At 65.1% G+C, this 22374-nt stretch carries 28 protein-coding genes and 1 tRNA gene; 11 read left to right on the top strand and 18 right to left on the bottom strand.

What is annotated here, in order from left to right:
* Positions 1-93: 93 nt before the first annotated feature.
* From cmk to aroA, 3 genes are read right to left on the bottom strand one after another with little or no spacing between them, the layout of a single operon-like run.
* Positions 94-735 carry a (d)CMP kinase gene (gene cmk, locus ACLB6G_RS01095; protein ID WP_410354259.1) on the bottom strand — a complete coding sequence of 214 codons (642 nt, stop codon included), beginning with the start codon at positions 733-735 and terminating at the stop codon, positions 94-96.
* 13 nt (positions 736-748) lie between these two features.
* Positions 749-1453 (bottom strand): SDR family oxidoreductase, encoded by a 705-nt coding sequence (locus ACLB6G_RS01090; protein ID WP_410354258.1) that lies wholly within the window; start codon positions 1451-1453, stop codon positions 749-751.
* Positions 1446-2798: a 3-phosphoshikimate 1-carboxyvinyltransferase gene (aroA, locus tag ACLB6G_RS01085; RefSeq protein ID WP_410354257.1), complete on the bottom strand. Its 1353-nt coding sequence runs from the start codon at positions 2796-2798 to the stop codon at positions 1446-1448. Before aroA ends, ACLB6G_RS01090 begins: the two co-directional genes overlap by 8 nt.
* Positions 2799-3048: 250 nt before the next feature.
* Here aroA and ACLB6G_RS01080 point away from each other — a divergent pair, with 250 nt between their 5' ends.
* Positions 3049-3474 (top strand): TIGR02300 family protein, encoded by a 426-nt coding sequence (locus tag ACLB6G_RS01080; protein WP_410354256.1) that lies wholly within the window; start codon positions 3049-3051, stop codon positions 3472-3474.
* A 159-nt stretch (positions 3475-3633) separates the two neighbouring features.
* Positions 3634-3709 (top strand) — tRNA-Ala (locus tag ACLB6G_RS01075).
* A 300-nt stretch (positions 3710-4009) separates the two neighbouring features.
* Here the strand turns inward: ACLB6G_RS01075 and ACLB6G_RS01070 are convergent.
* The 3 genes from ACLB6G_RS01070 to ACLB6G_RS01060 form a co-directional block, all read right to left on the bottom strand.
* Complete coding sequence (locus ACLB6G_RS01070) at positions 4010-5125, bottom strand: AI-2E family transporter (RefSeq protein ID WP_410354255.1); 1116 nt, start codon at positions 5123-5125, stop codon at positions 4010-4012.
* Between the two features lie 52 nt (positions 5126-5177).
* Positions 5178-6785, bottom strand: coding sequence for a CHASE domain-containing protein (locus ACLB6G_RS01065; RefSeq protein WP_410354254.1), 1608 nt, complete (start codon positions 6783-6785; stop codon positions 5178-5180).
* A gap of 130 nt (positions 6786-6915) precedes the next feature.
* Complete coding sequence (locus ACLB6G_RS01060; RefSeq protein WP_410354253.1) at positions 6916-7242, bottom strand: hypothetical protein; 327 nt, start codon at positions 7240-7242, stop codon at positions 6916-6918.
* 174 nt (positions 7243-7416) lie between these two features.
* On the opposite strand from ACLB6G_RS01060, the gene ACLB6G_RS01055 reads away from it, so the two are divergent.
* The gene (locus tag ACLB6G_RS01055) at positions 7417-7614 is read left to right on the top strand and encodes a CsbD family protein (protein WP_410354252.1); all 198 of its coding nucleotides are present in this window, start codon (positions 7417-7419) and stop codon (positions 7612-7614) included.
* 59 nt (positions 7615-7673) lie between these two features.
* Here the strand turns inward: ACLB6G_RS01055 and ACLB6G_RS01050 are convergent, their stop codons facing one another.
* The 4 genes from ACLB6G_RS01050 to ACLB6G_RS01035 all read right to left on the bottom strand — a co-directional run bounded on the left by ACLB6G_RS01050 (position 7674) and on the right by ACLB6G_RS01035 (position 10072).
* A complete protein-coding gene (locus tag ACLB6G_RS01050) occupies positions 7674-7865 on the bottom strand; it encodes a hypothetical protein (RefSeq protein WP_410354251.1) in 192 nt (63 codons plus the stop codon).
* Between the two features lie 98 nt (positions 7866-7963).
* The gene (locus ACLB6G_RS01045; protein ID WP_410354250.1) at positions 7964-8953 is read right to left on the bottom strand and encodes an HWE histidine kinase domain-containing protein; all 990 of its coding nucleotides are present in this window, start codon (positions 8951-8953) and stop codon (positions 7964-7966) included.
* A gap of 86 nt (positions 8954-9039) precedes the next feature.
* Positions 9040-9204 carry a DUF1328 domain-containing protein gene (locus tag ACLB6G_RS01040; protein WP_371274630.1) on the bottom strand — a complete coding sequence of 55 codons (165 nt, stop codon included), beginning with the start codon at positions 9202-9204 and terminating at the stop codon, positions 9040-9042.
* 70 nt (positions 9205-9274) lie between these two features.
* Positions 9275-10072, bottom strand: coding sequence for a response regulator (locus tag ACLB6G_RS01035; protein WP_410354249.1), 798 nt, complete (start codon positions 10070-10072; stop codon positions 9275-9277).
* Positions 10073-10185: 113 nt separating this feature from the next.
* Here ACLB6G_RS01035 and ACLB6G_RS01030 point away from each other — a divergent pair, with 113 nt between their 5' ends.
* Both ACLB6G_RS01030 and ACLB6G_RS01025 read left to right on the top strand, forming a co-directional pair.
* Positions 10186-10422 carry a NepR family anti-sigma factor gene (locus ACLB6G_RS01030; protein WP_410355141.1) on the top strand — a complete coding sequence of 79 codons (237 nt, stop codon included), beginning with the start codon at positions 10186-10188 and terminating at the stop codon, positions 10420-10422.
* On the top strand, positions 10418-10999 hold the full coding sequence (locus tag ACLB6G_RS01025) for an RNA polymerase sigma factor (RefSeq protein WP_410355140.1): 582 nt from the start codon (positions 10418-10420) through the stop codon (positions 10997-10999). Before ACLB6G_RS01030 ends, ACLB6G_RS01025 begins: the two co-directional genes overlap by 5 nt.
* A 20-nt stretch (positions 11000-11019) precedes the next feature.
* Here ACLB6G_RS01025 and ACLB6G_RS01020 read toward each other — a convergent pair whose 3' ends face one another.
* On the bottom strand, positions 11020-11397 hold the full coding sequence (locus ACLB6G_RS01020) for a response regulator (protein WP_410354248.1): 378 nt from the start codon (positions 11395-11397) through the stop codon (positions 11020-11022).
* 129 nt (positions 11398-11526) lie between these two features.
* Between ACLB6G_RS01020 and ACLB6G_RS01015 the strand changes: the two genes are divergently transcribed.
* Together ACLB6G_RS01015 and ACLB6G_RS01010 are read left to right on the top strand one after the other, a co-directional pair.
* Positions 11527-12282, top strand: coding sequence for a Crp/Fnr family transcriptional regulator (locus ACLB6G_RS01015; RefSeq protein WP_410354247.1), 756 nt, complete (start codon positions 11527-11529; stop codon positions 12280-12282).
* Positions 12283-12292: 10 nt separating this feature from the next.
* Complete coding sequence (locus ACLB6G_RS01010) at positions 12293-13270, top strand: diacylglycerol/lipid kinase family protein (RefSeq protein WP_410354246.1); 978 nt, start codon at positions 12293-12295, stop codon at positions 13268-13270.
* Positions 13271-13401: 131 nt separating this feature from the next.
* On the opposite strand, the gene ACLB6G_RS01005 is transcribed toward ACLB6G_RS01010, so the two are convergent.
* The 5 genes from ACLB6G_RS01005 to ACLB6G_RS00985 all read right to left on the bottom strand — a co-directional run bounded on the left by ACLB6G_RS01005 (position 13402) and on the right by ACLB6G_RS00985 (position 16285).
* Positions 13402-13914 carry a Dps family protein gene (locus ACLB6G_RS01005; protein ID WP_410354245.1) on the bottom strand — a complete coding sequence of 171 codons (513 nt, stop codon included), beginning with the start codon at positions 13912-13914 and terminating at the stop codon, positions 13402-13404.
* A gap of 45 nt (positions 13915-13959) precedes the next feature.
* Positions 13960-14139 carry a hypothetical protein gene (locus ACLB6G_RS01000; protein WP_410354244.1) on the bottom strand — a complete coding sequence of 60 codons (180 nt, stop codon included), beginning with the start codon at positions 14137-14139 and terminating at the stop codon, positions 13960-13962.
* A gap of 32 nt (positions 14140-14171) precedes the next feature.
* Positions 14172-14600, bottom strand: coding sequence for a hypothetical protein (locus ACLB6G_RS00995; RefSeq protein WP_410354243.1), 429 nt, complete (start codon positions 14598-14600; stop codon positions 14172-14174).
* A 5-nt stretch (positions 14601-14605) separates the two neighbouring features.
* Positions 14606-14950, bottom strand: coding sequence for a DUF883 family protein (locus ACLB6G_RS00990; protein ID WP_410354242.1), 345 nt, complete (start codon positions 14948-14950; stop codon positions 14606-14608).
* A gap of 129 nt (positions 14951-15079) precedes the next feature.
* Complete coding sequence (locus ACLB6G_RS00985; RefSeq protein WP_410354241.1) at positions 15080-16285, bottom strand: PRC-barrel domain-containing protein; 1206 nt, start codon at positions 16283-16285, stop codon at positions 15080-15082.
* 220 nt (positions 16286-16505) lie between these two features.
* On the opposite strand from ACLB6G_RS00985, the gene ACLB6G_RS00980 reads away from it, so the two are divergent.
* Together ACLB6G_RS00980 and ACLB6G_RS00975 are read left to right on the top strand one after the other, a co-directional pair.
* Positions 16506-17171 (top strand): ferredoxin reductase domain-containing protein, encoded by a 666-nt coding sequence (locus ACLB6G_RS00980; protein ID WP_410354240.1) that lies wholly within the window; start codon positions 16506-16508, stop codon positions 17169-17171.
* A gap of 129 nt (positions 17172-17300) precedes the next feature.
* On the top strand, positions 17301-17648 hold the full coding sequence (locus ACLB6G_RS00975) for a septal ring lytic transglycosylase RlpA family protein (protein ID WP_410354239.1): 348 nt from the start codon (positions 17301-17303) through the stop codon (positions 17646-17648).
* Between the two features lie 4 nt (positions 17649-17652).
* Here the strand turns inward: ACLB6G_RS00975 and ACLB6G_RS00970 are convergent, their stop codons facing one another.
* Positions 17653-19023: a putative bifunctional diguanylate cyclase/phosphodiesterase gene (locus ACLB6G_RS00970; protein ID WP_410354238.1), complete on the bottom strand. Its 1371-nt coding sequence runs from the start codon at positions 19021-19023 to the stop codon at positions 17653-17655.
* A 202-nt stretch (positions 19024-19225) separates the two neighbouring features.
* On the opposite strand from ACLB6G_RS00970, the gene gshB reads away from it, so the two are divergent.
* Together gshB and ACLB6G_RS00960 are read left to right on the top strand one after the other, a co-directional pair.
* The gene (gene gshB, locus ACLB6G_RS00965) at positions 19226-20170 is read left to right on the top strand and encodes a glutathione synthase (RefSeq protein WP_410354237.1); all 945 of its coding nucleotides are present in this window, start codon (positions 19226-19228) and stop codon (positions 20168-20170) included.
* A gap of 174 nt (positions 20171-20344) precedes the next feature.
* The gene (locus tag ACLB6G_RS00960) at positions 20345-21877 is read left to right on the top strand and encodes a YifB family Mg chelatase-like AAA ATPase (protein ID WP_410354236.1); all 1533 of its coding nucleotides are present in this window, start codon (positions 20345-20347) and stop codon (positions 21875-21877) included.
* A gap of 128 nt (positions 21878-22005) precedes the next feature.
* Here ACLB6G_RS00960 and trxA read toward each other — a convergent pair whose 3' ends face one another.
* Complete coding sequence (gene trxA, locus ACLB6G_RS00955; protein ID WP_410354235.1) at positions 22006-22329, bottom strand: thioredoxin; 324 nt, start codon at positions 22327-22329, stop codon at positions 22006-22008.
* Between the last annotated feature and the right edge of the window lie 45 nt (positions 22330-22374).

The following is a 22374-nucleotide window of genomic DNA, read 5'->3' as shown; positions in this document are numbered from 1 at the left end:
ATCCCGGGCCGCCTCTGGCGAACCCTCATGGCACCGCGCGTCTTCAAAACGCGAAATGCCGGACCGGCGCGTCGGAGAATGCCGGCAGGCGGGTTATGTCCGCGCCTTGGCCCTTGCCTCGTCGATGAGGATCCGGGCGCGCGCGAACGCGGTCTCTATATCCATGTTGGACGTATCTAGCAAGTAGGCGTCGTCCGCCGGCTTCAGCGGCGAGTCCGCGCGCCCCATGTCACGCGCGTCGCGCCGTTCGATGTCGGCCAGGATCCGCGCCTCGTCCGCCTCTCCGCCCTTCGACAGGATCTCGTGATAGCGCCGCCTCGCCCTGACCGGCGCCGAGGCCGTGACATAGAGCTTCACCGGCGCGTCGGGGCAGACGACCGTGCCGATGTCGCGGCCATCGAGAATGGCGCCGGGCGGCTCGGCGGCGAAGGCCCGCTGCTTGTCCACCAGCGCGCGGCGCACCGCCGGCATGACGGCGACCTTCGAGGCGGCCTCGCCCACGGCGTGGTCGGACAGCACCGCCCGGTCCATGGCAGCCAGGTCGAGCGCCCGCGCAGCCGCCTCGGCCTTGTCCTCGTCGTCCAGCGGCGCACCGGCATCCATCAGCGCCTTGGCCACCGCCCGGTAGGTCAGCCCGGTGTCGAGATGGCGCAACCCGTAGTGCGCCGCCAGCATGCGCGCCAGCGTGCCCTTGCCGGATGCCGCCGGCCCGTCGATGGCGATGGCAAGCGGCATGTCCGTCCCGTCCTCAGACACTGCGCGTGATCCCGCCGTCGATGCGGATGTTCTGCCCCGTGACATAGGCCGACTTGTCCGATGCAAGGAAAGCGATCAGTTCGGCCACTTCATCCGCCGAGCCGTAACGGCCCATCGGTATCCGCGCGCGCCGCTCTTCCTTTTCCGGCAGCGAGTCGATGAACCCCGGCATGACGTTGTTCATGCGCAGGTTGTCGCCGGCATACTTGTCGCAGAAGAGCTTGGTGAAGGCGGCAAGCCCGGCCCGGAACACGCCCGATGTCGGGAACATCTCTTCGGGCTCGAACACCGCATAGGTGGAAATGTTGACGATGGAGCCCGATTTCCGGGCCTGCATCAAGGGTGTGACGAGCCGCGTCATGCGGATGACGTTGAGCAAGTAATACTCCATGCCCTTCATCCAGTCCTCGTCGGAGATCTCCAGAACCGGTCCCTTCGGACCATGGCCGGTGGAATTGACCACGGCGTCGATCCGCCCGAACCGCTCCATGGCGAGGTCCACGAACCGCTTCAGGTCGCCGGGTTCGAGGTTGGACCCGGTGAAACCCAGCCCGCCCAGTTCGCGGCCGAGCGCCTCGCCCTTGCCGGAAGACGACATCACCGCGACGGCGTAACCGTTTTCGGCCAGCTTGCGCGCCGCCGCCGCGCCCATGCCCGAACCGCCGCCGACGATCAGGGCCACCTTGCTGTCAGTCATGCTTCGTCTCCTCCAGTTCAGCGCCCAGACCGCCCATCAGCGTGAAGAATTCCGGGAAGGATGTGGCGATCATGGTGGCGTCGTCCACGGTGACCGGCTTTTCCGTGGCAAGGCCCAGAATGAGGAAGCTCATGGCGATGCGATGGTCGAGGTGGGTTTCGACCGTGCCGCCGCCCAGCCCCTTGCCGTCCGGCCGTCCGCGCACGGAGAGCGTCGTCTCGCCTTCCGTGCAATCCACGCCATTGGCCTTCAGCCCTTCCGCGACGGCGGAAAGGCGGTCGCTTTCCTTCACGCGCAGCTCCTCCAGGCCTTCCATCACAGTTTCGCCCTCGGCCAGCGCGGCGGCCATGGCCAGCGCCGGATATTCGTCGATCATCGACGGCGCGCGCTCGGCAGGAACGGTCACGCCCTTCAGGTCGGAGGCGCGCACGCGCAGGTCCGCCACGTCCTCGCCGCCCGCATCGCGCCAGTTGATGATGTCGATCTGCCCGCCCATTTCCTGCAGCGTGGTGACGATGCCGTTGCGCGTCGGGTTCATCAGCACGTTCTCGATGGTGATGTCGGAGCCCGGCACGATGAGCGCGGCGACAAGCGGGAAGGCCGCCGAGGACGGATCGCCCGGCACGTCGATCACCCGGCCCGTCAGCTTCGGCCGGCCCTGCAGGCGGATGGTGCGCACGCCGTCGGCGTCTTCCTCCACCTCGAGCTGAGCGCCGAACCCGGCCAGCATCTTTTCGGTATGGTCGCGTGTCATCACCGGTTCGATGACCGTGGTCACGCCCGGCGTGTTGAGCCCGGCCAGCAGCACGGCGGATTTCACCTGCGCCGAGGCCATCGGCACGCGGTAGGTGATCGGCGACGGCGTCTTGGGCCCGTGCAGCGTCACGGGCAGCCGGTCGCCGTCCTGCGCCTGCACCTGCACGCCCATCAGCCGCAGGGGGTCGAGCACGCGGCCCATGGGGCGGCGCGACAGGGAGGCATCCCCGGTGAAGACGGTCTGCATGTCGTAGACACCCGCCAGGCCCATGGTCAGACGGCAGCCCGTGCCCGCATTGCCGAAATCAAGCGGACCCTCCGGTTCCAGCAGCGCGCCGTTGCCGGCGCCCTGGATGATCCATGTATCGCCGACCTTGGCGATCTGCGCGCCCATGGCGCCCATGGCGCGGCCGGTGGCCAGCACGTCCTCGCCTTCCAGCAGGCCTGTGATCCGTGTTTCACCGGAGGCCAGGCCGCCGAACATGAAGGAGCGGTGGGAAATCGACTTGTCCCCGGGCACGCGCGCGGTGCCGGAAAGCGCGTTGCTCTTGCGGGCGAGGGCGGGGCGGGGAGCGCCGGAATGCGACATGGTTCTGTCCATCTGGATAAGCATGGCGGGGCGCCGGACCGTGATTGGCCGGCCGGACGCCGGCTGTCTAGCACTTCGATGCCTCGGGGTCATCCCTTGCCGTCTGCGCCGCCAGGCCGAAATAGCTTTTGACAGGATGGCCACTTGACGATAAGGGGTCCGCGATTTCATGAACCTATGGCGAGGGCCCGGCAGGGCTTGCCGCGAATCCGGCGGTCGAGCGCCCGCCCCCAAAAGATGAGGACGAGCCGTGGCGAAACCTGAACTTGGCACCAAGCGGGTCTGTCCCGAGACGGGCCGCAAATTCTACGACCTGAACAAGGATCCGGTCGTTTCCCCCTATACCGGCGTTTCCTATCCGCTGTCCTATTTCCAGGACAATGTCTCCTCCATCAAGGAAGAGGAAGAGGACGTCGCCGACGAGAAGGAACTGGACGACGAGGAAGCCGAGACCGAGATCGTTTCCCTCGAGGATGCGGACGAGGATGATTCCACCGGTGGCGCCAAGGGTCCGGTCACCGAGAAGGTTGACGTCGACGATGACGACGACGACGATGACGATATCGACCTGGGCGATGACGACGACGATCCGTTCCTCGGCGACGACGAGGACGAGGATGACGATGACGACGTTACCGGCATCATCGGCGGCGTGAACAGCGACGACGACGAATGACCTTCGCGAAACGCGGCGCCGGTCTCGCCGCGTTTCCCAAAAAAACCGGCACAGGTGCAAAAGACACTTGATCTTGCCGCGGGGCTTGGATAGAAGCCCGACACCGAAGCGGAGCGCAAGGCTCCGCCTCCTTCCCGGAACCGGTTGCCGGTTCCCCGTGGGGCCATAGCTCAGCTGGGAGAGCGCCTGCATGGCATGCAGGAGGTCAGCGGTTCGATCCCGCTTGGCTCCACCAAATTTCCTCCAGACATCGCAAATGCCGGAGCCGCGTCGGGCGGTTCCGTCGCTTGACCGCGTCGGCCAGACGGCCGCCCCTCGCGTCCGGTCAGGACGGAGGCGGCGGCCGCAGTGCCGGGGCAGGGATTTGATGAAGAAGAGGGAAGCGCCGCGGGCAGATGGCGCTTCCCTCTTGAATCCGCTTCCGGGGGGGCAGGAGAAGCGGACTTGAGTGACGGCCTTGGTGCGGGGAGGGGGTATCCGGAGCCTGTCACGCCCATAGAATGCCGTGGACGGGCAGATTGTTCCGCGCGCGGCGTCAGTTTTTTTCCGCGTTCGTTTCCAGCGCGAAGCGGCGGTGGTTCGCCGGCGAGACATGCCGGATGGCGGCCGCCGCGATGAGCATCAGGGGCACGGCGACGAACCCGCCGACCGGTCCCCACACCCAGATCCAGAAGGCCAGCGCGAGAAGCACGATGAGCGGGTTGAGCGTGAGCGTCCGTCCCAGGACATGCGGCGTCACGAATTGCGCTTCCGTCATGTTGACCGCCAGGTAGGCCAGCATGGGTGCCAGGTAACCGGATGTGGAGGAGCCTGTGGCCAGGCCGACACCCAGCATGATGACCGCCATGATCGCCGGCCCGACATAGATGGCATAGTTCAGCAAGCCGGCCAGCATGCCCCAGAGCAGCGGCGAGGGCACACCGAGAAGCGCCATGGCCACGCTGACGCAGGCGCCCATGGCGATGTTGATTGCCGTGATCGAGATCAGGTAGCGCGATACCAGCGCTTCCACGTCGCGAAAGACATGGGCAATGCGCCAGCGAAGGCGGCGGTCGAAGCACAGGCCGAGCACCGAGCTGCGAAGCTGGTGGCGCGTCGCCATGAAGAAATAGAGGCTCGCCAGGAAGAGCACGATCTGGGTTGCGATCGCCGGGGCGAGCCACGCCACGTTCTCGACCGCCGAACCGTCGTCGACCTTGACCTCTGCGGCATTGCCCTCCTGGCCAAGCGCGTTCTGGAGGCTGGCGCTCATGCTGTCCATGGTCGTCATGAGATCCTTCCAGTCGGCCAGGATGGACTGGACCCGCGCCCAGATCACGGGCAGCCGTTCGGTCCATGCCGTCAGCGGGATCACGATGGTCGCGATCACGGCGGAAATGAGCGAAAGGAAGACGAGGACGATGGTCGCGGCGGAAATGGGAGCCGGAACGCCGGCCCGCTCGATCCGGTCCGCAAGCGGTCCGAACATCAGCCCGATGACAAGCGCCAGCGTCACCGGCGCGATCAGCACCTGGCCGCGCTCGACGATCACCGTGAGCGCCAGCAGGCCGACGGTAATGGCGGCGAAACGGGCCGCGATCTCGATGAACTGGTTGGCCGATCCGGTCTGCGGGGCCAGCCGGGCGCCGCGTCCGGGTGGAAGGTGGCGCATGGCTGTTTTCTCCGGATTACCCCGAAAAACGCGCGGCGCGGCAATCTGTTCCTCAGGCCTTGTCCGGCCGCAGGGGAATTTCGATCCCGATGGTGAGGCCGTTTTCGTGGTAGTCGCGCTCGATAGTGCCGCGCAGCTCGCCACGGATGTTGGCGTCGATCAGGCGGGAGCCGAAACCGCGACGGTCCGGTTCGTCCGGCGGTTGGGCGGCCGGAAACGTTTCACTCCAGGTGAGCGTCAGGGGACGGCGCGGCGTGTCCGTGACGGACCATTGGATGTCGAGTTTGCCGTCCGGATGTGACCCGGCTCCGTATTTCAGCGAATTCGTGGCCAGTTCATGGACGGTCAGGGCAAGCGCCTGCGTCTGGCGGGCATCGAGCCAGACCGCGGGCCCCTCCATCCGCGTGTCGTCCAATTGCGTGCCGTAGATCTGCTGCAGTTCGGTACCGATGAGTTCCTTCAGTTCGGCTCCGCTGCCGCTGGCGCGCGTCAGCAGGTCCTGCGCATTGGCCATGGATTGCAGCCGTGCCGAAAAGCTCTCGGAGAACGCCTGGATGTCCTCGCTTGCGGCCGCCGTCTGCCGGGCCATGGCCTGGATGCGGGCGATGGAATTCTTGATCCGGTGCTTCATCTCCTTGAGCAGGAGATCCTTTTCCGCCGATGCGCTTTGCGACAGGTCGGCAAGGGCTTCCGCATTGGCCACCGATTGCTGTTGCCAGCGCGTCGCTGCGGCCAGCGCCGTGGCAAGCAGGAACGTGATGAGCCCGGTCAGGAGCGTGTATATGCCGGGATAGGCGCCGGCGAATTCCGGCGTCTCGTGGAGCCTCACTTCCCAGCGCCGGCCTGCAATGTCGAATTCGCGAACCGCGCGCCAGGAAACGGAATTGCCCGATTCGGTGTACCCCCCGGAGGTGTAGAGCGCCTGGCTTCCGGGCGGCGCGTTGATGTCACGGGTCGTCAGTTCCACCGGCAGCGGACGTCCCTTCAACGCGGCCCTGTGCAGGTCGCCGGCCCGGAACGGCGCGTATATGAAACCGGCCGGCACGTTGCCGCCGGGTTCCGAAACCGGCAGGTAAACCAGGAAGCCTGCCTGCTTGATCGTGGTAATTTCCTGGACAAGCGTGACCGGCGGTGTGGCTGACACCTCGCCGGTCTGCAGCGCGCGCCACATCGCCTCTTTCCGGTCTTGCGCCGAGAACATGTCGAAGCCGAGCGCGGCGCGGTTCCGGTCGTTCATCGGTTCGAGAAGCAGGATCGCCGTGCGCACGGCTTCCGTGCCTTCCGGCCAGACCGCCCGGTCGATCCCATAAGCCTCCTGCAGGGCCTTGCGCGCCTCGCCATCCTCGCCCGGTTGCAGGATCTTGGAAAAGCCGATGCCCTGAATGCCCTCGAACCGGTTGTCGAGGTCGAGGCCGGCGACGAAGGCCGCGAACGCAGGCCGGGTCAATTGCCCGTCGACGGCGCGGTAGTGGGATGCCGTCGCCACCAGCAGCGCGATGTGCTGGTGGACGCGCTCCTCGATGCGTCCGGCCGCTTCATCGGCGACGAGTTCGAACCGGGCCTGCGCCGCCTCGCTTTCGGTACGGTATACCGCCGCCGTGATCACAAATCCGATCAAGCCGACGAGGACAAAGACGAAGGCGGGGACGTATCGCTGCAACTGGCCTGTCTCTCGGGGAAAAGGAATACGGTCAGTATGCTTTTTTTGGGCATGCTGGAAAGAGGCTTGTTTCAGTTTGCCCTTTTGTTTCTGCTTGCATGGTGCACCGCCGTGGCTGCGCACCCGTTGTTCAGCGCAGAGCGCGACCGCCATGGGCGCCACCGGCTTGCGCAATCATCGACGGGGCATCCTCGACCGCCCGGACGGAAGCCTGCAAGCCGCCATCTTTCGTGACGTCCCAGACGATCTCCTTTTCCCGCTCGTCCGCCGGATCGACTTCCAGGCACCGGGCGACCAGCAGGCCGTCGCGCCGGCCTGCCGAGCCCAGGACCGGGCCGATCGCCTGCCGGCAGGCCTGCATGGATTCGTATCCGGTGACGGGTGACGGGTGCACGTCGCAGCTTTCCGGCGTGTTGCCACAGGCGATGATCAGCATGAGGGCGGCAAGATGTTCCATGGCTCCGGTCTCTCGTTGTTGCAGTGAAAACGCCGCAACGGGGTGACCGGTTCCCGCCACGCGATTTCATGATGCCTGAGGCGGAACAGGGAACCGATGGCCGGGTATCGCCGTTTGCCAATAGCCCCCGCGGCATGGCCGCACGACAGCTTTTCATGAAAAAGGAGAAACGCGATGAACTGGAACCAGATCGAAGGCAATTGGGAACAGATGAAGGGAAACCTCCAGAAGAACTGGGGCAAGCTCACGGGTGACGATCTCGACGTCATCGCCGGCAACCGCAAGCAACTCGCCGGTAAGATCCAGGAGCGCTACGGCAAGGGCCAGGAAGAGGCCGAGCGCGAGATCGACGATTTCCTCGCGCGCCAGTGATGGCCGCTTGCCTTCGCTTGAAAACGAAAAACCCCCGGCTGGACCGGGGGTTTTTTTGTTCAATCGGACTGGATGCCGGCAGGAGCCGAAAACGGAAACACGGCCTCTGCCCCGCCCGGCGCTTCCGAGAGGATGAGCCACGCGCCCGTCGCAAGGGCCGCGGTCATGGACAGGGCGAAGACCCACCCGTTGGAAAGGGGAGGCCGTTGTTCCGAACTCCTGCTCTCGTGATCCTTGTCGTGATCGCTCATGTTGCCTCCTTTCGGAAGCCAAATTCGCGAACCGTGCCTCCGGTTCCGGATCGGTCAGGAAACAAAGGGCAGGCTTTTTGTCTCGCGGTGAACGCCTGTCAGGCTTGCGGCGCCTGCGCAAAGGAAAGCCTGTAGACGAACAGGTCATCGTGCCGCTCGATCTTTCCGGTTCCCTGGACGGCGACCGGCGTGATCCGGTCGAGGACCACGCTGGCAAAGGCGTCGGCCTGCCCGGCTTCGGAAATGAAGTCCGGGCCGTTGGCGGTATGGCTCCATGTGATGTCGATCTGCCGCGGTTCCGTATCGCTGGCCGCGCAGTCGACCCGGATGTCGGGACGCATGCCGAGCGCGGCCGCCGCTGCAAGGGCGTCGACCAGCAGTTCATGCAACGCCAGGCCGACATGCAGCGCCTCGTTCGGCGAAAGCAGCGGATCGGCTCCTGTCACGGTCAGCACCGCCTCAGCCTCATCGAGATACTTCGCCGCCTGCGCCCTTACGAGTTCGCGAAACTGGGCGCCCCGCCAGCTTGAATCGGTAACCAGATCCTGCGACTGGGCGAGGGAATAGATGCGTCCGCGGAACACCGGCAGGAAAGTTGAGAGGGTGGAGGCGCCCCGCGCCGTCTGCGACACGATGCTGAGGATGATCGCCAGCAGGTTTTTCGACCTGTGGCTGACCTCGCGCAGCAACGCCCTGAGCATTTGCTCGCGGCGATGCTCTTCGGTCAGTTCGATGATGGTCGTGTGGATCATCGTTTCGGGGCCTGTGCCGGTCCGCGTGACGATGAATTCGAAACGGCGCTCGTCCGGCCCGGATGTCAGCAGGCTTTCCGCATCACCGTTCTGCTTTACCCTCCCGCGGATTTCGCTGAGCGTCCCGCCCAGCCTGTCGCCGAAAACCACGGCCTCGTGCGGTTCCGTCTCCGGGTTCACGTGCCAGCAATCGGGCAGGTTCGCGATATAGATGTAGCGCCCGTCCAGCGATTGCAGCGTCGCGCCGACATAGGACTGGTTCAGCGCCCGCACGATGAAATCGCGAAAGGCGTTGCCTTTGCTGTCCTTGCTTTCCCAGGTCAGGCGATGCGGCATGTCGACGTTCTGCACGTTACTTCGGAAACGGGAACAGGCGCCCTGTCCGGGCGCCTGTCAGTTCGGTCGGAAATGGGTCACCAATGTCATGCACGGCGGAAGAAGCCGGCGATCAGCGAGATGACCAGTGCGGCCAGGAAAATGAAGAACAGGACCTGGGCGATCCATGCCGAGGCACCGGCAATGCCGCCGAAGCCCAGAACCCCGGCGATGATGGCCACGACGAGAAAGATCAGCGCGTAGTAAAGCATCGGGTATCTCCTGTTGATCGATATGCCGATAAACGTGCCTTGCGCTGCTTGGTTCCCGCCGAAAGGCCGCTCACGCCGCGTTTTCCGCCACCGCCTCGTTGAAGAACAGGGCCTGGCTGATCAGCGCCTTGACCATTTGCGGGTTGAACGGCTTGGTGACCAGGAAGGCCGGTTCCGGCCGTTCGCCGGTCAACAGGCGTTCGGGAAACGCGGTGATGAAGATGACCGGCACCTGCGCCGTCTTGAGAATGTCGTTGACCGCGTCGATGCCGGAACTGCCGTCGGCAAGCTGGATATCCGCCAGCACCATTTTCGGGTTCGTCCTTTTGAACAGGGTGACGGCTTCGCTGTGCGTGCGGGCCACGCCCGTCGCCGTGTGGCCGAGTTCTTCCACCAGCGCCTCGATGTCCATGGCGATGAGGGGCTCGTCCTCGATGATCATGATGTCGGTTGCCACCTGGCGGGAAATGTCTTCGGCCGCCTCTTCCAGGTGGGCTTCCAGCGCGGCGTTGTCGAGATCGAGGATTTCGGCGGCTTCGGCCGGCGAGAACGACTCAACCGATGTCAGCAGGAAGGCCTGGCGCGCAACGGGCCGCACCTTGGCCAGGTTTGCCGCGGCGCGCTTTTCCCAGGCGAAGGGCGAATCGGGTTCGGGGATCTCGATATTCGTGGAACGCAACAGCCGCGTGAAGAGTTTGAAGAGGGAGACCCGGTCCGAACTCGCCGCCGGGAACAGCGACAGGTCGGCGATCAGCGCTTCGAGCGCGGCGGCGACATAAGCATCACCGGATGTCTGGGATCCTGTGACCGCGCGTGCGTAGCGCCTGAGGTAAGGCAGGTGGGCTGCAATACGGGTGGACAATGACATGCTAGAAAATCTCCCCATGTCCGGTTGGACGTTACGGTAACGGTCACGACGCGCGAACGGCAAAAAAGTTCCGCCTCCATTGGAACTTTTTTGTCCGGCATGCATTTTTGAACATGATCGTGTCGGGCAGGATGGAAAGGTTTCCCGTGAATAGCAAAAAGAATTCAAAAGGTTCGCCGTCAGCAAGGGCTGCGGGCGATGCCGTGTCGCGCCGGCTGCGCGATTATTACGATTCCGTCAGGGAAGAGGCGATCCCCGACCGTTTTCTCGATCTGCTGGAACGGCTTGATGCCGTGGACAGGCAGGATGAGACGCGCCGGGAAACATCTGCGGAGAATGCCCGTGATTGAACCTTCCGGAACGGACAGGACATCTGCTGCTGACGATCGCGCCTTCAAGCGTTCCATGCTGGCCGCGTTGCCGAACCTGCGCGCCTTCGCGGTGTCGCTGACGGGCAAGCACGACAAGGCCGACGACCTCGTGCAGGAAACGATCATGAAGGCCTGGTCGAAACAGCACCTGTTCCAGCCCGGCTCCAACATGAACGCCTGGCTCTTCACCATCCTTCGCAACGAATTCTACAGCCAGATGCGCAAGCGCGGCCGCGAGATCCAGGATTCCGACGGCCTCTTCACCGAGCGCATGTCGGTACACCCGGCGCAGTATGGCGCGCTCGACCTGCAGGATTTCAGGGCCGCGCTCGACAAACTGCCCGCCGACCAGCGTGAAGCGATCATCCTCGTCGGTGCGTCCGGTTTCGCCTATGAGGAGGCCGCCGAGATTTGCGGCTGCGCCATCGGCACGATCAAGAGCCGCGTCAATCGCGCCCGCAACCGCCTCGCCGAACTGCTGTCCGTCAGCGGCGAGGGTGACTACGGACCTGACGAGATTTCGGCAACCGTCACCAAGCGTGCCTTCGCAGGATGATGATGGGCATCCGGCCCGGATCAGGTGGTTTCGGCCGCCTCGTCCTTGCCCGATGCCGCGGCCAGCGCCCTGCGGACCGCGCTAAGAAGGCAACTGTTGGCAAAGGGTTTTCCGACCCGGGGCCATGGCGCCTCGGACTGGACGACAGTGTCCGATGCACTCACGAGGATCACCGCGGCGTCTTTCGGAATGGAGGCGGAGAGGTGTTCGATGTAGTCGGCCGACAGGTCCGGGCAATCGCAGATCACTAGGTCCCAGGTGTCCGAAGCGGCCTTGGCCAGGTCGGTGGCGATGGTCGCTGTGCAGGCGTAGGCGTCGCCGATGATGCGTTCGATATCGATGGCGATCAGCGGTTCGGGCTCGATGATGAGTAGCCGGAGGCCTTCTTGTTCGGACATGGATGATTCCTTCCGGGAAAAGTCCAGCATGAACTTTTTCCGCCACGGGTCATTTAACTATGACATGCCCACGCTTCGCGCTGCGGAACCTCCGTTGTTGCCATGCGTTGCGGTGTGTCTGGAGGCCGGATGACTGACAGGATCACCGTTCAGCGTGGAAAGACCGATTGCGCGCACTGTCCGCTGCGCGCCAATTCCTGCTATCGCGAATTTTCCGGACGCGAACTCGACTTCGTGGCCGGTTTCAAGATGGGCGAACTCGCGGTCGACAAGGGCGCCACGATCCTGGTCGAGGGAGCCCACAGCGCCCATCTCTTCACGGTCCTGGATGGCATCGCCTTCCGCTACAAGCTTCTGCCCGACGGGCGGCGCCAGATCCTCAATTATGTCATGCCCGGCGACCTGATCGGCCTCCAGGGCAGTCTCATGGGCGAGATGCAGCACACCGTCGAAGCCTTGACGGATGTGCGCCTGTGCGTCTTCGAGCGCAGCCGCCTGTCGCAACTTTACGAGCGTCATCCCGAACTTGCCTTCGACATCACCTGGATCGCGGCGCAGGAGGAGCGCATCCTCGACGAGCATCTGCTCTCCGTCGGCCGCCGTTCGGCGCTGGAGCGCGCCGCCTACTTGCTTGTCTTTCTGGATCATCGCAGCCGTGTCACCGGCGCGGACGGGCCGAACGGGCAGCGCCTTCCCGTGACCCAGCAGCATTTCGCCGATACGCTCGGCCTTTCCCTTGTTCACACCAACAAGACGCTCCGCAAGCTCGCCCGCCGGCAGATGATACGCTGGACCGACCATGGATGTGTCGTGTCCGACCGTGCCGGCCTTGAGCGGATCGCGGCATGGACGCCGGACGAAACGCGCCGGCGCCCCTTTATCTGAGGACCGGCCCATGCGCGTTGCAGCCATACTGAACAGGGAAGGCGGAACGATCCGGTCCGTCGATGTCGAGCGCCTCTGCGCCGATCTGGGCGAGGCGTTCGCCGGTGCGGGCCGCAGCCTGGAGTGCCATGTCACCGATGGCGCGAACCTGGTTGAAACCCTGCGCCGCCAGGCGGGCCGCGACGACATCGACTGCATCGTGGCCGGCGGCGGCGACGGCACCGTCTCGGCCTCCGCCGCTGTGTGCTGGCAGGAGGGCAAGGCGCTCGGCATCCTGCCCGCCGGAACAATGAACTTCTTTGCGCGCACACTGGGTATTCCGCTCGACCTCGAAGAGGCCGTCCAGGCGCTCGCAAATGCGCCGGAAGCCCGCGCCGACATCGCCACGGCCAATGGCCGCGCCTTCATTCACCAGTATTCCGTGGGCATGCAGCCGCGCATGGTGATGGAACGGGAACGGCGCGAATATGCCGGCTCCCGGCTGGGAAAGATATTGGCCAGCGCCCGCGCGGCCTTGTCGCCACTCATGCAACCGCCCTCCTTTCGCGCCGTGATCACCACGGACGGCGAGGCCGTGCGGCGTCGTCTCAGCCTGCTCGCCGTCTCGGCGAATCCGCATGGGACCGGCCACCTGCCCTATCCCGATACCTTCGATTCCGGCGCCCTGGGCCTCTATGCCGCGCGTCCGCTGGCGCCTGCCGCAGGCTTGCAGCTTGCCGCCGACCTGACGCTGGGAAGCTGGGACGCGAATCCCGATCTGGAAAAGGCGACGGCCGCCGAGGTGAAGCTCGAATTTCCCGGCCACAAGCCGGGCGCCAAGGCGCTCATCGACGGCGAGATCGTCGACCTGGAACGGCGTGTCGAGATCCGGATCGAACGCAAGGCCCTGCGCGTGCTGCATTTGCAGGGCGACCGTCCAAAGGCCACTGAAGAAACGGCTGCGACAGATGCCGGCCTGCACGCCCGGCCGTCCCGGCTCGGGGCCTGAAGGCCCGGTCGCTGCCCGTCGGGCAGAGGGTGCAAGGGCGCTTGTCACGAAAAAAGCCCCCGGACGGCGCGTCCGGGGGCTTTTCCTTTCTTCAGGCCGGCAGGCCAGGCCTGTCGGATCCGTGGCGTCAATCAGTCGGCGACGATGGCGCGCAGCATCCACAGCGCCTTCTCATGGAAGGTCAGCCGTTCGGTGAGCATGTCCTCGGTGACGACGTCACCGGCATCGCCGGCCTTGCCTGCCGCTTTCCGCATCGATTTCACGGCTTTCTCATGCGTGTCGATCAGGTCTTCGACCATCGACTTGGCGCTGGCGTGATCGACAGCCTTCTCCGAAGGCGCGAATTGCGAGGTTTCAGCCAGCGAGACCGGCGCTAGGTGGCCGAGCGCGCGAATCCGCTCGGCGATCGTGTCGGCCGCCGCGAACAGGGCTTCGTAGTGATCCTCGGTCAGTTCGTGCAGCGGCTTGAACAGCGGGCCGACGACGTTCCAGTGATAGATATGGCTCTTGACCGTCATCCGGTAGGTATCCTCCAGGATACCGGTCAGCAGGCCTGCCATTTCCTTCCGGTAGGCGGCATCGAGCCCGATATCGATCTTCTCGGCGTGGGCTTCCGGTTTCAGGACGGCGGTGACGTTGGACATGGTCTGGTTCTCCTTGGATTTCGCTTGGGATGGAGCGGGCGGTGATCAGCTTGCGCCGGTTGTCGTTTCGACCTGCTGGTCGACGGCGCTATCGATGGATTCGCCGTAGATCGCGACACCGGCCCAGGCGATCATGGCTATGAGCAGCCCGGCCGCGAGGATGACGAGTACGGGTCTGCCCCGTTCGCCTTGTCGTGCTTCCTTCGGCTCAAGGGGACGGTTCATGACGTTTTCCTTTCTCTTGGCGGTCTCCGGCTTCAATCGTCGCCTGCATCCGTCGAGGCCATCTGGCTGGCCGCGAAGGCCAGCGCGACGGCAAGCCCTAGACCCAGAAGCCCGGCCTTTCGCTGCAACAGCGGCGCGGCGCCGAGCGCGGCATAGGCGGCGATCCGCGTACCCGGACTGTCCTTCTCGGCCTGTTTGCGGTCGCGCCACTTGAGGAACGACAGCACGGCCATCACGCACAGGGCCAAGGCGGCCAGCAGCGCCGCGGCTGCGCCGGCGGCGGCTGGCAATCCGTAGGCCTGCGCGGTCCAGGCAACCGCGGCGGTCAAGAGGAGCGCCCAGGCGCTGACGAGGAGGAATACGGCCGCGGCAACAAGCATGCCATTGCGCTTGCGCCGCGCCACGGCTGCCTCCAGGTCGCTGGACATCAGCGAGAAGGCGAGGGGCAGTAATCTCAGCATCGAGATCAGCGGCGCATCAGCAGGGCGGCCAGGAATCCGATGCCGGCGGCAATTCCGATCGTCTGGATCGGCTTGCGGCGCACTTCGTTGCGCATCATGGCTTCCAGCCGGTCGAGTTCGCCGCGCGCATTCGCCAGGACCTCCCGCGATGCCAGCACGGCATCGTCAGCGCGTGCAGCCGCGTTCGAGCGCGCTTCTCCGGCCTTTTCCGCTCCGAAGTCGCCGATCGTGCGGGCCAGGTTGGAAATGTCGCCCTTGAGCTGGCTGATCTGTGCCTCGATGTCGGATGCGGTCACCTTGCCGTTGCTCTTGTCGGAAGTGGAAGAGGCGCGTTGGGTGGCGGTTGCCATCTGTGTGTCTCCTTTCGTTTCGGTCTGGGGAAGAACGCGCGCGACCCGGTGAGGTTCCAGTCGCGAAACGCGCAATGAAAAACCGGCCGCGCGGGGCGGCCGGTTTCCAGGTTCACAAGGCTCTGCGCCTTAGCGCAGCAGCATCTGGTCCCTGTTGCTGGCATAGCTGGCCTCGTCATAGGCCGACTGCTGCTCCAGCTGTTCCTGGGTGAACTGGGTGAAGATGCGATACTCGCCATTGCCGTTCTGCATGACCTGGAGTTCGCTCGCATCGAGCGCGACCGGCTTCTCGCCGATGCCCAGGAAACCGCCGACGTCGATCACGTAGGCCTCGACTTCACCGTCAGCCGTCACGATGACGTCACCGATCTCGCCGAGATCCTCGTCATTCGCACCATAGACGGAGGTGCCAAGCAGGTTTTCGGCGCTCATTTCGCCCTGCTGGGTCTGCGTCCAGCCTTCGCGGTCGACGGCAGCGGTGGTTTCGCGATCGACGTCGCCGTCATCCGTTGCGGCCATCTGTTCCCGGTCGTCCGTCTGGTTCATCTGCTCGCCGGACGCAGTGCGATCCTGGCGGGCATTCTCATCCATCGCTTCACCGGAAGCGTCCGAAACCTGCTGCCTGTCGTCGCGATCGGTGTCGCGCTCAGCGGTAAGCGTTTCGGTGTCGAAGGCCGGAGCCGCTTCCAGTTCCTCGCGCGTCGCCGAGATCGTCAGCCAGCGTTCGCCGTTCCGCTCGACCCAGCTCAGCTTGCTGAAATCGACCGCGACATTCTTCTCGCCGATGCCGAGAAAGCCGCCGACGCCGATCACGACCGCCTCGGCCTGTCCGCCACGGCCCATCACGACGTCATTGACGTCACCGACGGAATCGAGATTGTCCATCATCGCCATCTGGCGCGCGGCCTGGCCGGTGGCGGCCTCGTTGCCTTCAAGGTTTTCGGCCTTGCGCTCGCCATCCGCCATGCCGGCAGCCTGGTTTTCGGCGCGTTCGGATTCGTTGCTGTCGGTCATGCCGGCGGCCTGTTCGCCCTCGACGCGATCCTGCTTGGCGGTCGTGTTGTCCGTGCCGTAGCCGGACTGTCCGTCCATCGCCGCGCCGCGCTCGCCGGACGCCTTCACATAGACCGTCGCGCCAAGCAGGTTGGACGCGAGGATCTGGCTCGCGGCCGCTTCGAAATAGCCGGTCTCCGAGGTCAGGTCCTGTGCGGCCTCCTGCGAGAACACCGGCTGGCCGGCATGGTTCATGTCCTTGGCCGCATTCTGTTCGGCCGCAAGGACGCCCGTTGTCATGAGCGCGACCATGGCAGTGGTGGTAAAGAGCTTGTTAAGCATGTTATAATTCCTCTGTATGTCCGGGTGGCATATGGCCGCGCGGTGCAAATCGGCTTCGAAAATCGTTTGCGCCGCGCGGCGTTCTGTCGACGCACTGTCAATGAACGATGGCGCGCCTTGTTCCCGGGCCATGCCGATTTCTCTTTCGTTGAAGTCTTCCGCGCCCGGAACCACGCGGCGCGGGAACCGTTTGATCCAGCGAAACCGAAGGAGATGACGGATGCAAAAGGTTGAGATACGTGCGATCGAACCGCTGACACGCGACGTTCACCGGTTCCGGATCGAGCGTCCCGATGGCTTTGCCTATGAGCCTGGCGATGCGACAGAACTGGCGCTTGACCGGGAGGGATGGCGCGATGAGACGCGGCCCTTCACCATGACCTCGCTGCCCGGCGAGGACACGCTGGAATTCACCATCAAGCGCTATCCCGACCATGACGGCGTGACATGCCGGCTGCACGAACTGCTTGTCGGTGAAACCGTCCGCATCGCCGAGCCCTTCGAGACCTTCCGCTACAAGGGTCCGGGGGTCTTCATCGCCGGTGGCGCCGGGATCACGCCTTTCCTTGCGCTCCTGCGCGATCTCAAGGCCCGCAATGAACTGGCTGGCAATACGCTGATCTTCGCCAACAAGACGGAACAGGACATCATCTGCCGCGATGAACTGGAAAAGATGCCGGGCCTTCAGGTCGTGCATGTCCTGTCGGAGGAAAGCAAGTCGGGCATGCACCATGGCATGGTCGATGCCTCCCTGCTGTCGCGGGTCACGGGTGGCAACCTCGGCCAGGAATTCTACCTCTGCGGCCCGCCGCCCATGATGGAGGCCGTCAAGGGCCATCTCGAAGGGCTGGGCGTCAGTCCGGACGCCGTCAGTCTCGACGAATGACGCTTTCCTGTGCCGCGGGGATGTTTCAGCCGTTCATTCCAAGTGAACGGCGCCGCCGGCCCCTGCCACGCTCTCGCCCCGTTTCGTTCCTACCCGCGCCGGCACTACAAGAGAAAATGCGGGTAGATCATGAAAAAGCACACCATTCTCGCCGCTGCGCTGGCCGTGGCCATCACGCCCCTGGCCGCGCAAACGGCGGCGGCGCAATGCGGCAGCGCATCCTGGTACGCGCTCACCTCGCGCACCGCCTCGGGCGAGCGCATGAACCCGGCGGCGATGACCGCGGCACATCGGACCTTGCCCTTCGGCACACGTGTCAAGGTCACCAACCAGCGCAATGGCCGCTCGGTGATCGTGCGCATCAATGATCGCGGACCCTTCGTGAAGGGCCGCGTGATCGACCTTTCCAGGGCGGCCGCCGGCAAGCTGGGGTTCATCTCGCGCGGCCACACCAAGGTCTGCCTGGTGAACGGCTGAACCGTCAGCCCTTGCCTGGCCCGTTCGCCGCGGCCGGATCGGAGTGGACAGTGTGCGGGAAGGCATCGCGAAGGCGCACCAGCGTCGACCGGGCGTCGCAGGGCCTGCCGAACAGGTAGCCCTGTCCGCCTGTGCACCCGAAATCGAGCAGCACCTGCGCCTGTGCCTCCTCCTCCACGCCCTCGGCCACGGCGTCCATGCCAAGCCCCTCGCACATGGCGAGAATGGCCTTGACGATGTGGCTGCAGGGCCGGTCGTGCAGGACGCCTGAAATGAACGCGCGGTCGATCTTCAGCTTGTCGAACTGGAATTCGCGCAACCGGCCCAGCGACGACTGGCCGGTGCCGAAGTCGTCGAGCGCGACACGGATGCCGGCCCGGCGGAGATCCGCGATGACCGTCCTGGCCGCTGCGGGATTGGTCATGACGCCGGTTTCTGTGATCTCGACGTCCAGCCGCCGCGGATCGAATCCGGTCTGGTGAAGGATGGCGAGGATCGTCAGGCCGGTATTGGGATCGACGAGTTGCGACGGCGACAGGTTGAAGGAGAGGAAAAGGTGATCCGGCCAGTCCTGCGCGGCTTGTGTGGCCTTGCGCAGCAGCAACTGTGACAGCGCGCCGATGATGCCGCGCTCCTCGGCGATCGGAATGAAATCCGAGGGAGGGACCGGTCCGGCATCGCGATCGGTCCACCGCGCAAGGCATTCGAAACCGACGGTCTGGCGTGTCTTCAGGTCCACGATGGGCTGGAAGTGGGGTTCGACCTCCCCGGCCGGAACCGCGCGGCGCAGCGCCTGCTCGATCAGCATCGCCCGGCGGGCTTCCTCCTCCATTGCGGCGCTGTAGATGGTGGCTGTCGCTTGGCCGGAGTTCTTGGCGTGACGCAGCGCCGTTTCCGCCTTTTCCAGCAGCGCGTCCGCATCGTCCTCGCCGTTGTAGAAGAGCGCGCCGCCGATGGAGGCGCCCAGCCGCGCTGTCCGGTCCCCAAGGTCGTAGGGCGCCGAAATCACTTCCAGCAGCATCTCGCCATGGTCGCGCGCGGCCTTTTCGGTGAAGACCCATGGATAGAGGATGGCGAAGGCGTCGCCGCCGATCCGCGCCACCGAGGCGCCCTCGTCGACTGCGTTGCGCAGGCGCAGCGCCACCTGCATGAGAATGTTGTCGCCCGCGACACGGCCGAAAAGGTCGTTGACCGGCTTGAAGCCGTCCAGATCGACAATACAGATGGCGAAGGGGGCCGGATCGTTCCGCCTGTCCTCGATCAGCCGCGCGATCTTGTGCGAAAAGCGCCGGCGGTTGCCGAGCCCCGTCAACGGATCCGTCAGCACGGCATCGTGAGCGGACAAATGCCGGTCGTCTCTGCCGGACATGCGCATGGACTGCCCTGTTTAACCATCGCGATTGCCCGATGCTGGCGCGAAATCCTGAACAAATCGTGATGCCCTGCGCCGGTCAACGCCGTGACCCGCGATGAGCCGCCCGGCTGTTTGGAATTGGCAAGACGCCCGCCGGGCGATACATGGGCAGGACGGACGTCACCGGTCCGGCTTGAAGCCGGCCATCAGGGAGCAAGCGGGCATGGCACTCAACATCGCGGTCCAGATGGATCATGTTTCCTCGATCGGGATCGAAGGCGACACCACCTTCGCCCTCTGCCTGGAGGCGCAGGCGCGGGGCCACAGCCTTTTCCACTACACGCCGGACAGCCTGTCCCAGGAGGACGGCGCCATCCATGCCTGGCTCGAGCCGCTCGAGGTCCGCGACGTGAAGGGCAGCCATTTCACCCTGGGTGAGGCAGTGCGCACCGACCTGTCCGGAATGGACGTCGTGCTCCTGCGCCAGGATCCGCCCTTCGACATGAACTACATCACCACGACCCACATGCTTGAGCGCATCCACCCGGCGACGCTTGTGGTCAACGATCCGGCCTGGGTGCGCAATTCACCGGAGAAGATCTTCGTCACCGAGTTCGCCGACCTGATGCCCGCGACGCTGATCACGCGCAACCGCGAAGATGTGGCCGCCTTCCGGCGCAAGCATGGCGATGTCATCATCAAGCCGCTCTATGGCAATGGCGGCGCCGGCATCTTTCACATGCGCGAGGATGACCGCAACCTGGCGGCGCTGCTGGAAATGTTCGAGCAGGTGTTCCGCGAGCCCTACATCGTGCAGCAATATCTGCCCGCCGTGCGCAAGGGAGACAAGCGGATCATCCTCATCGAGGGCGAACCGGTGGGCGCGATCAACCGCGTGCCGGCCGAGCACGACAGCCGTTCCAACATGCATGTCGGCGGCAGGGCCGAGCATTCCGAACTGACCGCGCGGGAGAAGGAAATCTGCGCCCGCATCGGTCCGGCGCTGCGCGAGCGCGGCTTCATTCTCGTGGGCATCGACGTCATCGGCGATTGGCTGACCGAGATCAACGTCACCTCTCCCACCGGGGTGCGCGAGGTGAAGAAGTTCGGCGGCGCGGACATCGCGGCCCTGTTCTGGGATGCGGTCGAGAAACGCCGCGCCGGCTGAGCCGCAAGGCTTCTGTTCCGCCATTGCAACCGCATGCAACCAAATTCCACCGCGGCGGGTGGAATGTTTTTGCTTTGTTCTTGATTTCTTCCGCCGGTTGTGATTTTCAATATGATGCGTGCTGACACATGAGCGGCGGGCTGCTGGGGGGGCGGTCCGCGAAGGGGATGACACATGGTGTCACGTGTCCGCACGGTTGCCTTTCAGGGAATCGAGGCTGTTCCGGTCGACGTCCAGGTCATGGTCGCGCCCGGCAAGATGAACATGCACATCGTCGGCCTGCCGGACAAGGCGGTTGCCGAGAGCCGAGAGCGCGTGCAGGCAGCGCTTCATGCCTCCGGCCTCACCATGCCGGTCCGGAAGGTGACGGTGAATCTCGCGCCGGCCGACCTGCCCAAGGAGGGCAGCCACTACGATCTGCCGATCGCGCTCGGCCTCATGGCCGCGCTCGGTGCGATTCCGCCCGATGCGCTGGCCTCCTATGTCGTTCTCGGCGAACTGGCGCTCGACGGAACCATCGCGCCGGTGGCCGGAGCGCTCCCGGCCGCCATGGGCGCCAATGCCGAGGGGCTCGGACTGATCTGTCCGCACGGGTCCGGGGCCGAGGCGGCCTGGGCGGGTGCGGACATGGACATCCTCGCCCCGCGCAGCCTGATCGCCATCGCCAATCATTTCCGCGGCACGCAGGTCCTGTCGCGCCCGGAGCCGATGATCCGCCAGGCGCCGGCGAACCTGCCCGACATGGCCGACATCAAGGGCCAGGAAACGGCCAAGCGGGCGCTCGAGATCGCCGCTGCCGGCGGGCACAACCTGCTCATGGTCGGGCCGCCCGGATCGGGAAAGTCCATGCTGGCCCAGCGCCTGCCCTCGATCCTGCCGCGCCTGACGCCGCGCGAACTGCTCGATGTCTCGATGATCGCCTCCATCGCCGGGGAACTGGCCGGCGGCAAGCTGTCCGACCGGCGCCCGTTCCGCGCGCCCCACCATTCCGCATCGATGGCGGCCATGGTCGGCGGCGGGTTCCGTGCCCGGCCGGGCGAGGTGTCCATGGCGCATAACGGCGTGCTCTTCCTCGACGAGTTACCGGAATTCTCGCCCGCCGTGCTGGATTCCCTGCGCCAGCCGCTGGAAAGCGGGGAGTGCTTCATTGCGCGCGCCAACCACCGCGTCTCCTATCCCGCCCGCATCCAGCTTGTTGCCGCGATGAACCCGTGCCGCTGCGGCATGGCGGGCGAACCGGGGCATCGCTGCCCGCGCGGACCCAAATGCCAGGCTGATTACCAGGCGCGCATCTCCGGCCCGCTCCTCGACCGTATCGACCTGCGCATCGATGTGCCCGCCGTGACGGCGACCGACCTGATCCGCCCGTCCGCCGCGGAGACGTCGGCTGTCGTGGCGCGCCGCGTGGAAAAGGCCCGGCTCATCCAGTCCGAACGCTACCAGGCTCTTGGCCTGCCGCCGGCATCAACCAATGCCCATTGCCCGACGGCACTGGTCGAACAGGTGGCAAACCCCGATGCCGCCGGTCTGCAACTGCTCCATGATGCCGCCGAGAAGGCCGGTTTTTCCGCCCGCGCCTATCACCGCATCCTGAAGGTTGCACGGACATTGGCCGATCTCGACGGGGCGCAAACCGTCGGCCGCATCCATCTGGCCGAATCCATTTCCTACCGCATGGCAGGCGAACGCATGGCGTCGGCGGCCTGAGCGGCGGCATGGGGCCGTGGCCGCGATTACGCCCGGCCGCAGAAAATGGAAAACCCCGGCGCGAGGCACCGGGGTTCGACAGCTGTTTCGTTCACGGCCTCACGGGCCGTGTGTCCAGGCGTGACGGCTCAGGCCACCGCGCCGGAAATCCAGGACGACAGGGCCGTCTTGGGCGCGGCGCCCACCTTCATGTCGGCCACTTCACCGCCCTTGAAGATCATCAGCGTCGGGATGGAGCGCACGCCATACTGGGCCGCCAGTTCCGGGTTCTCGTCGATATTGACCTTGGCGATCTTGATCTTGCCGGCCATTTCGCCGGCGATCTCGTCGAGCGCCGGGGCAATCATCTTGCACGGGCCGCACCATTCGGCCCAGAAATCCACCACCACCGGCTCGGCGGCGCCAAGCACGTCGGACTGGAAATTGGATTTGTCGATCTTGACGGTCGCCATTCTTCGTTCTCCTTGCAGGAATCGTGTTGCCGCCAATGTGGTCTT

The organism is Zhengella sedimenti (assembly GCF_046506625.1).
GTDB lineage: Bacteria > Pseudomonadota > Alphaproteobacteria > Rhizobiales > Rhizobiaceae > Zhengella > Zhengella sedimenti.
This window is presented reverse-complemented; position numbering and strand designations above follow the sequence as displayed.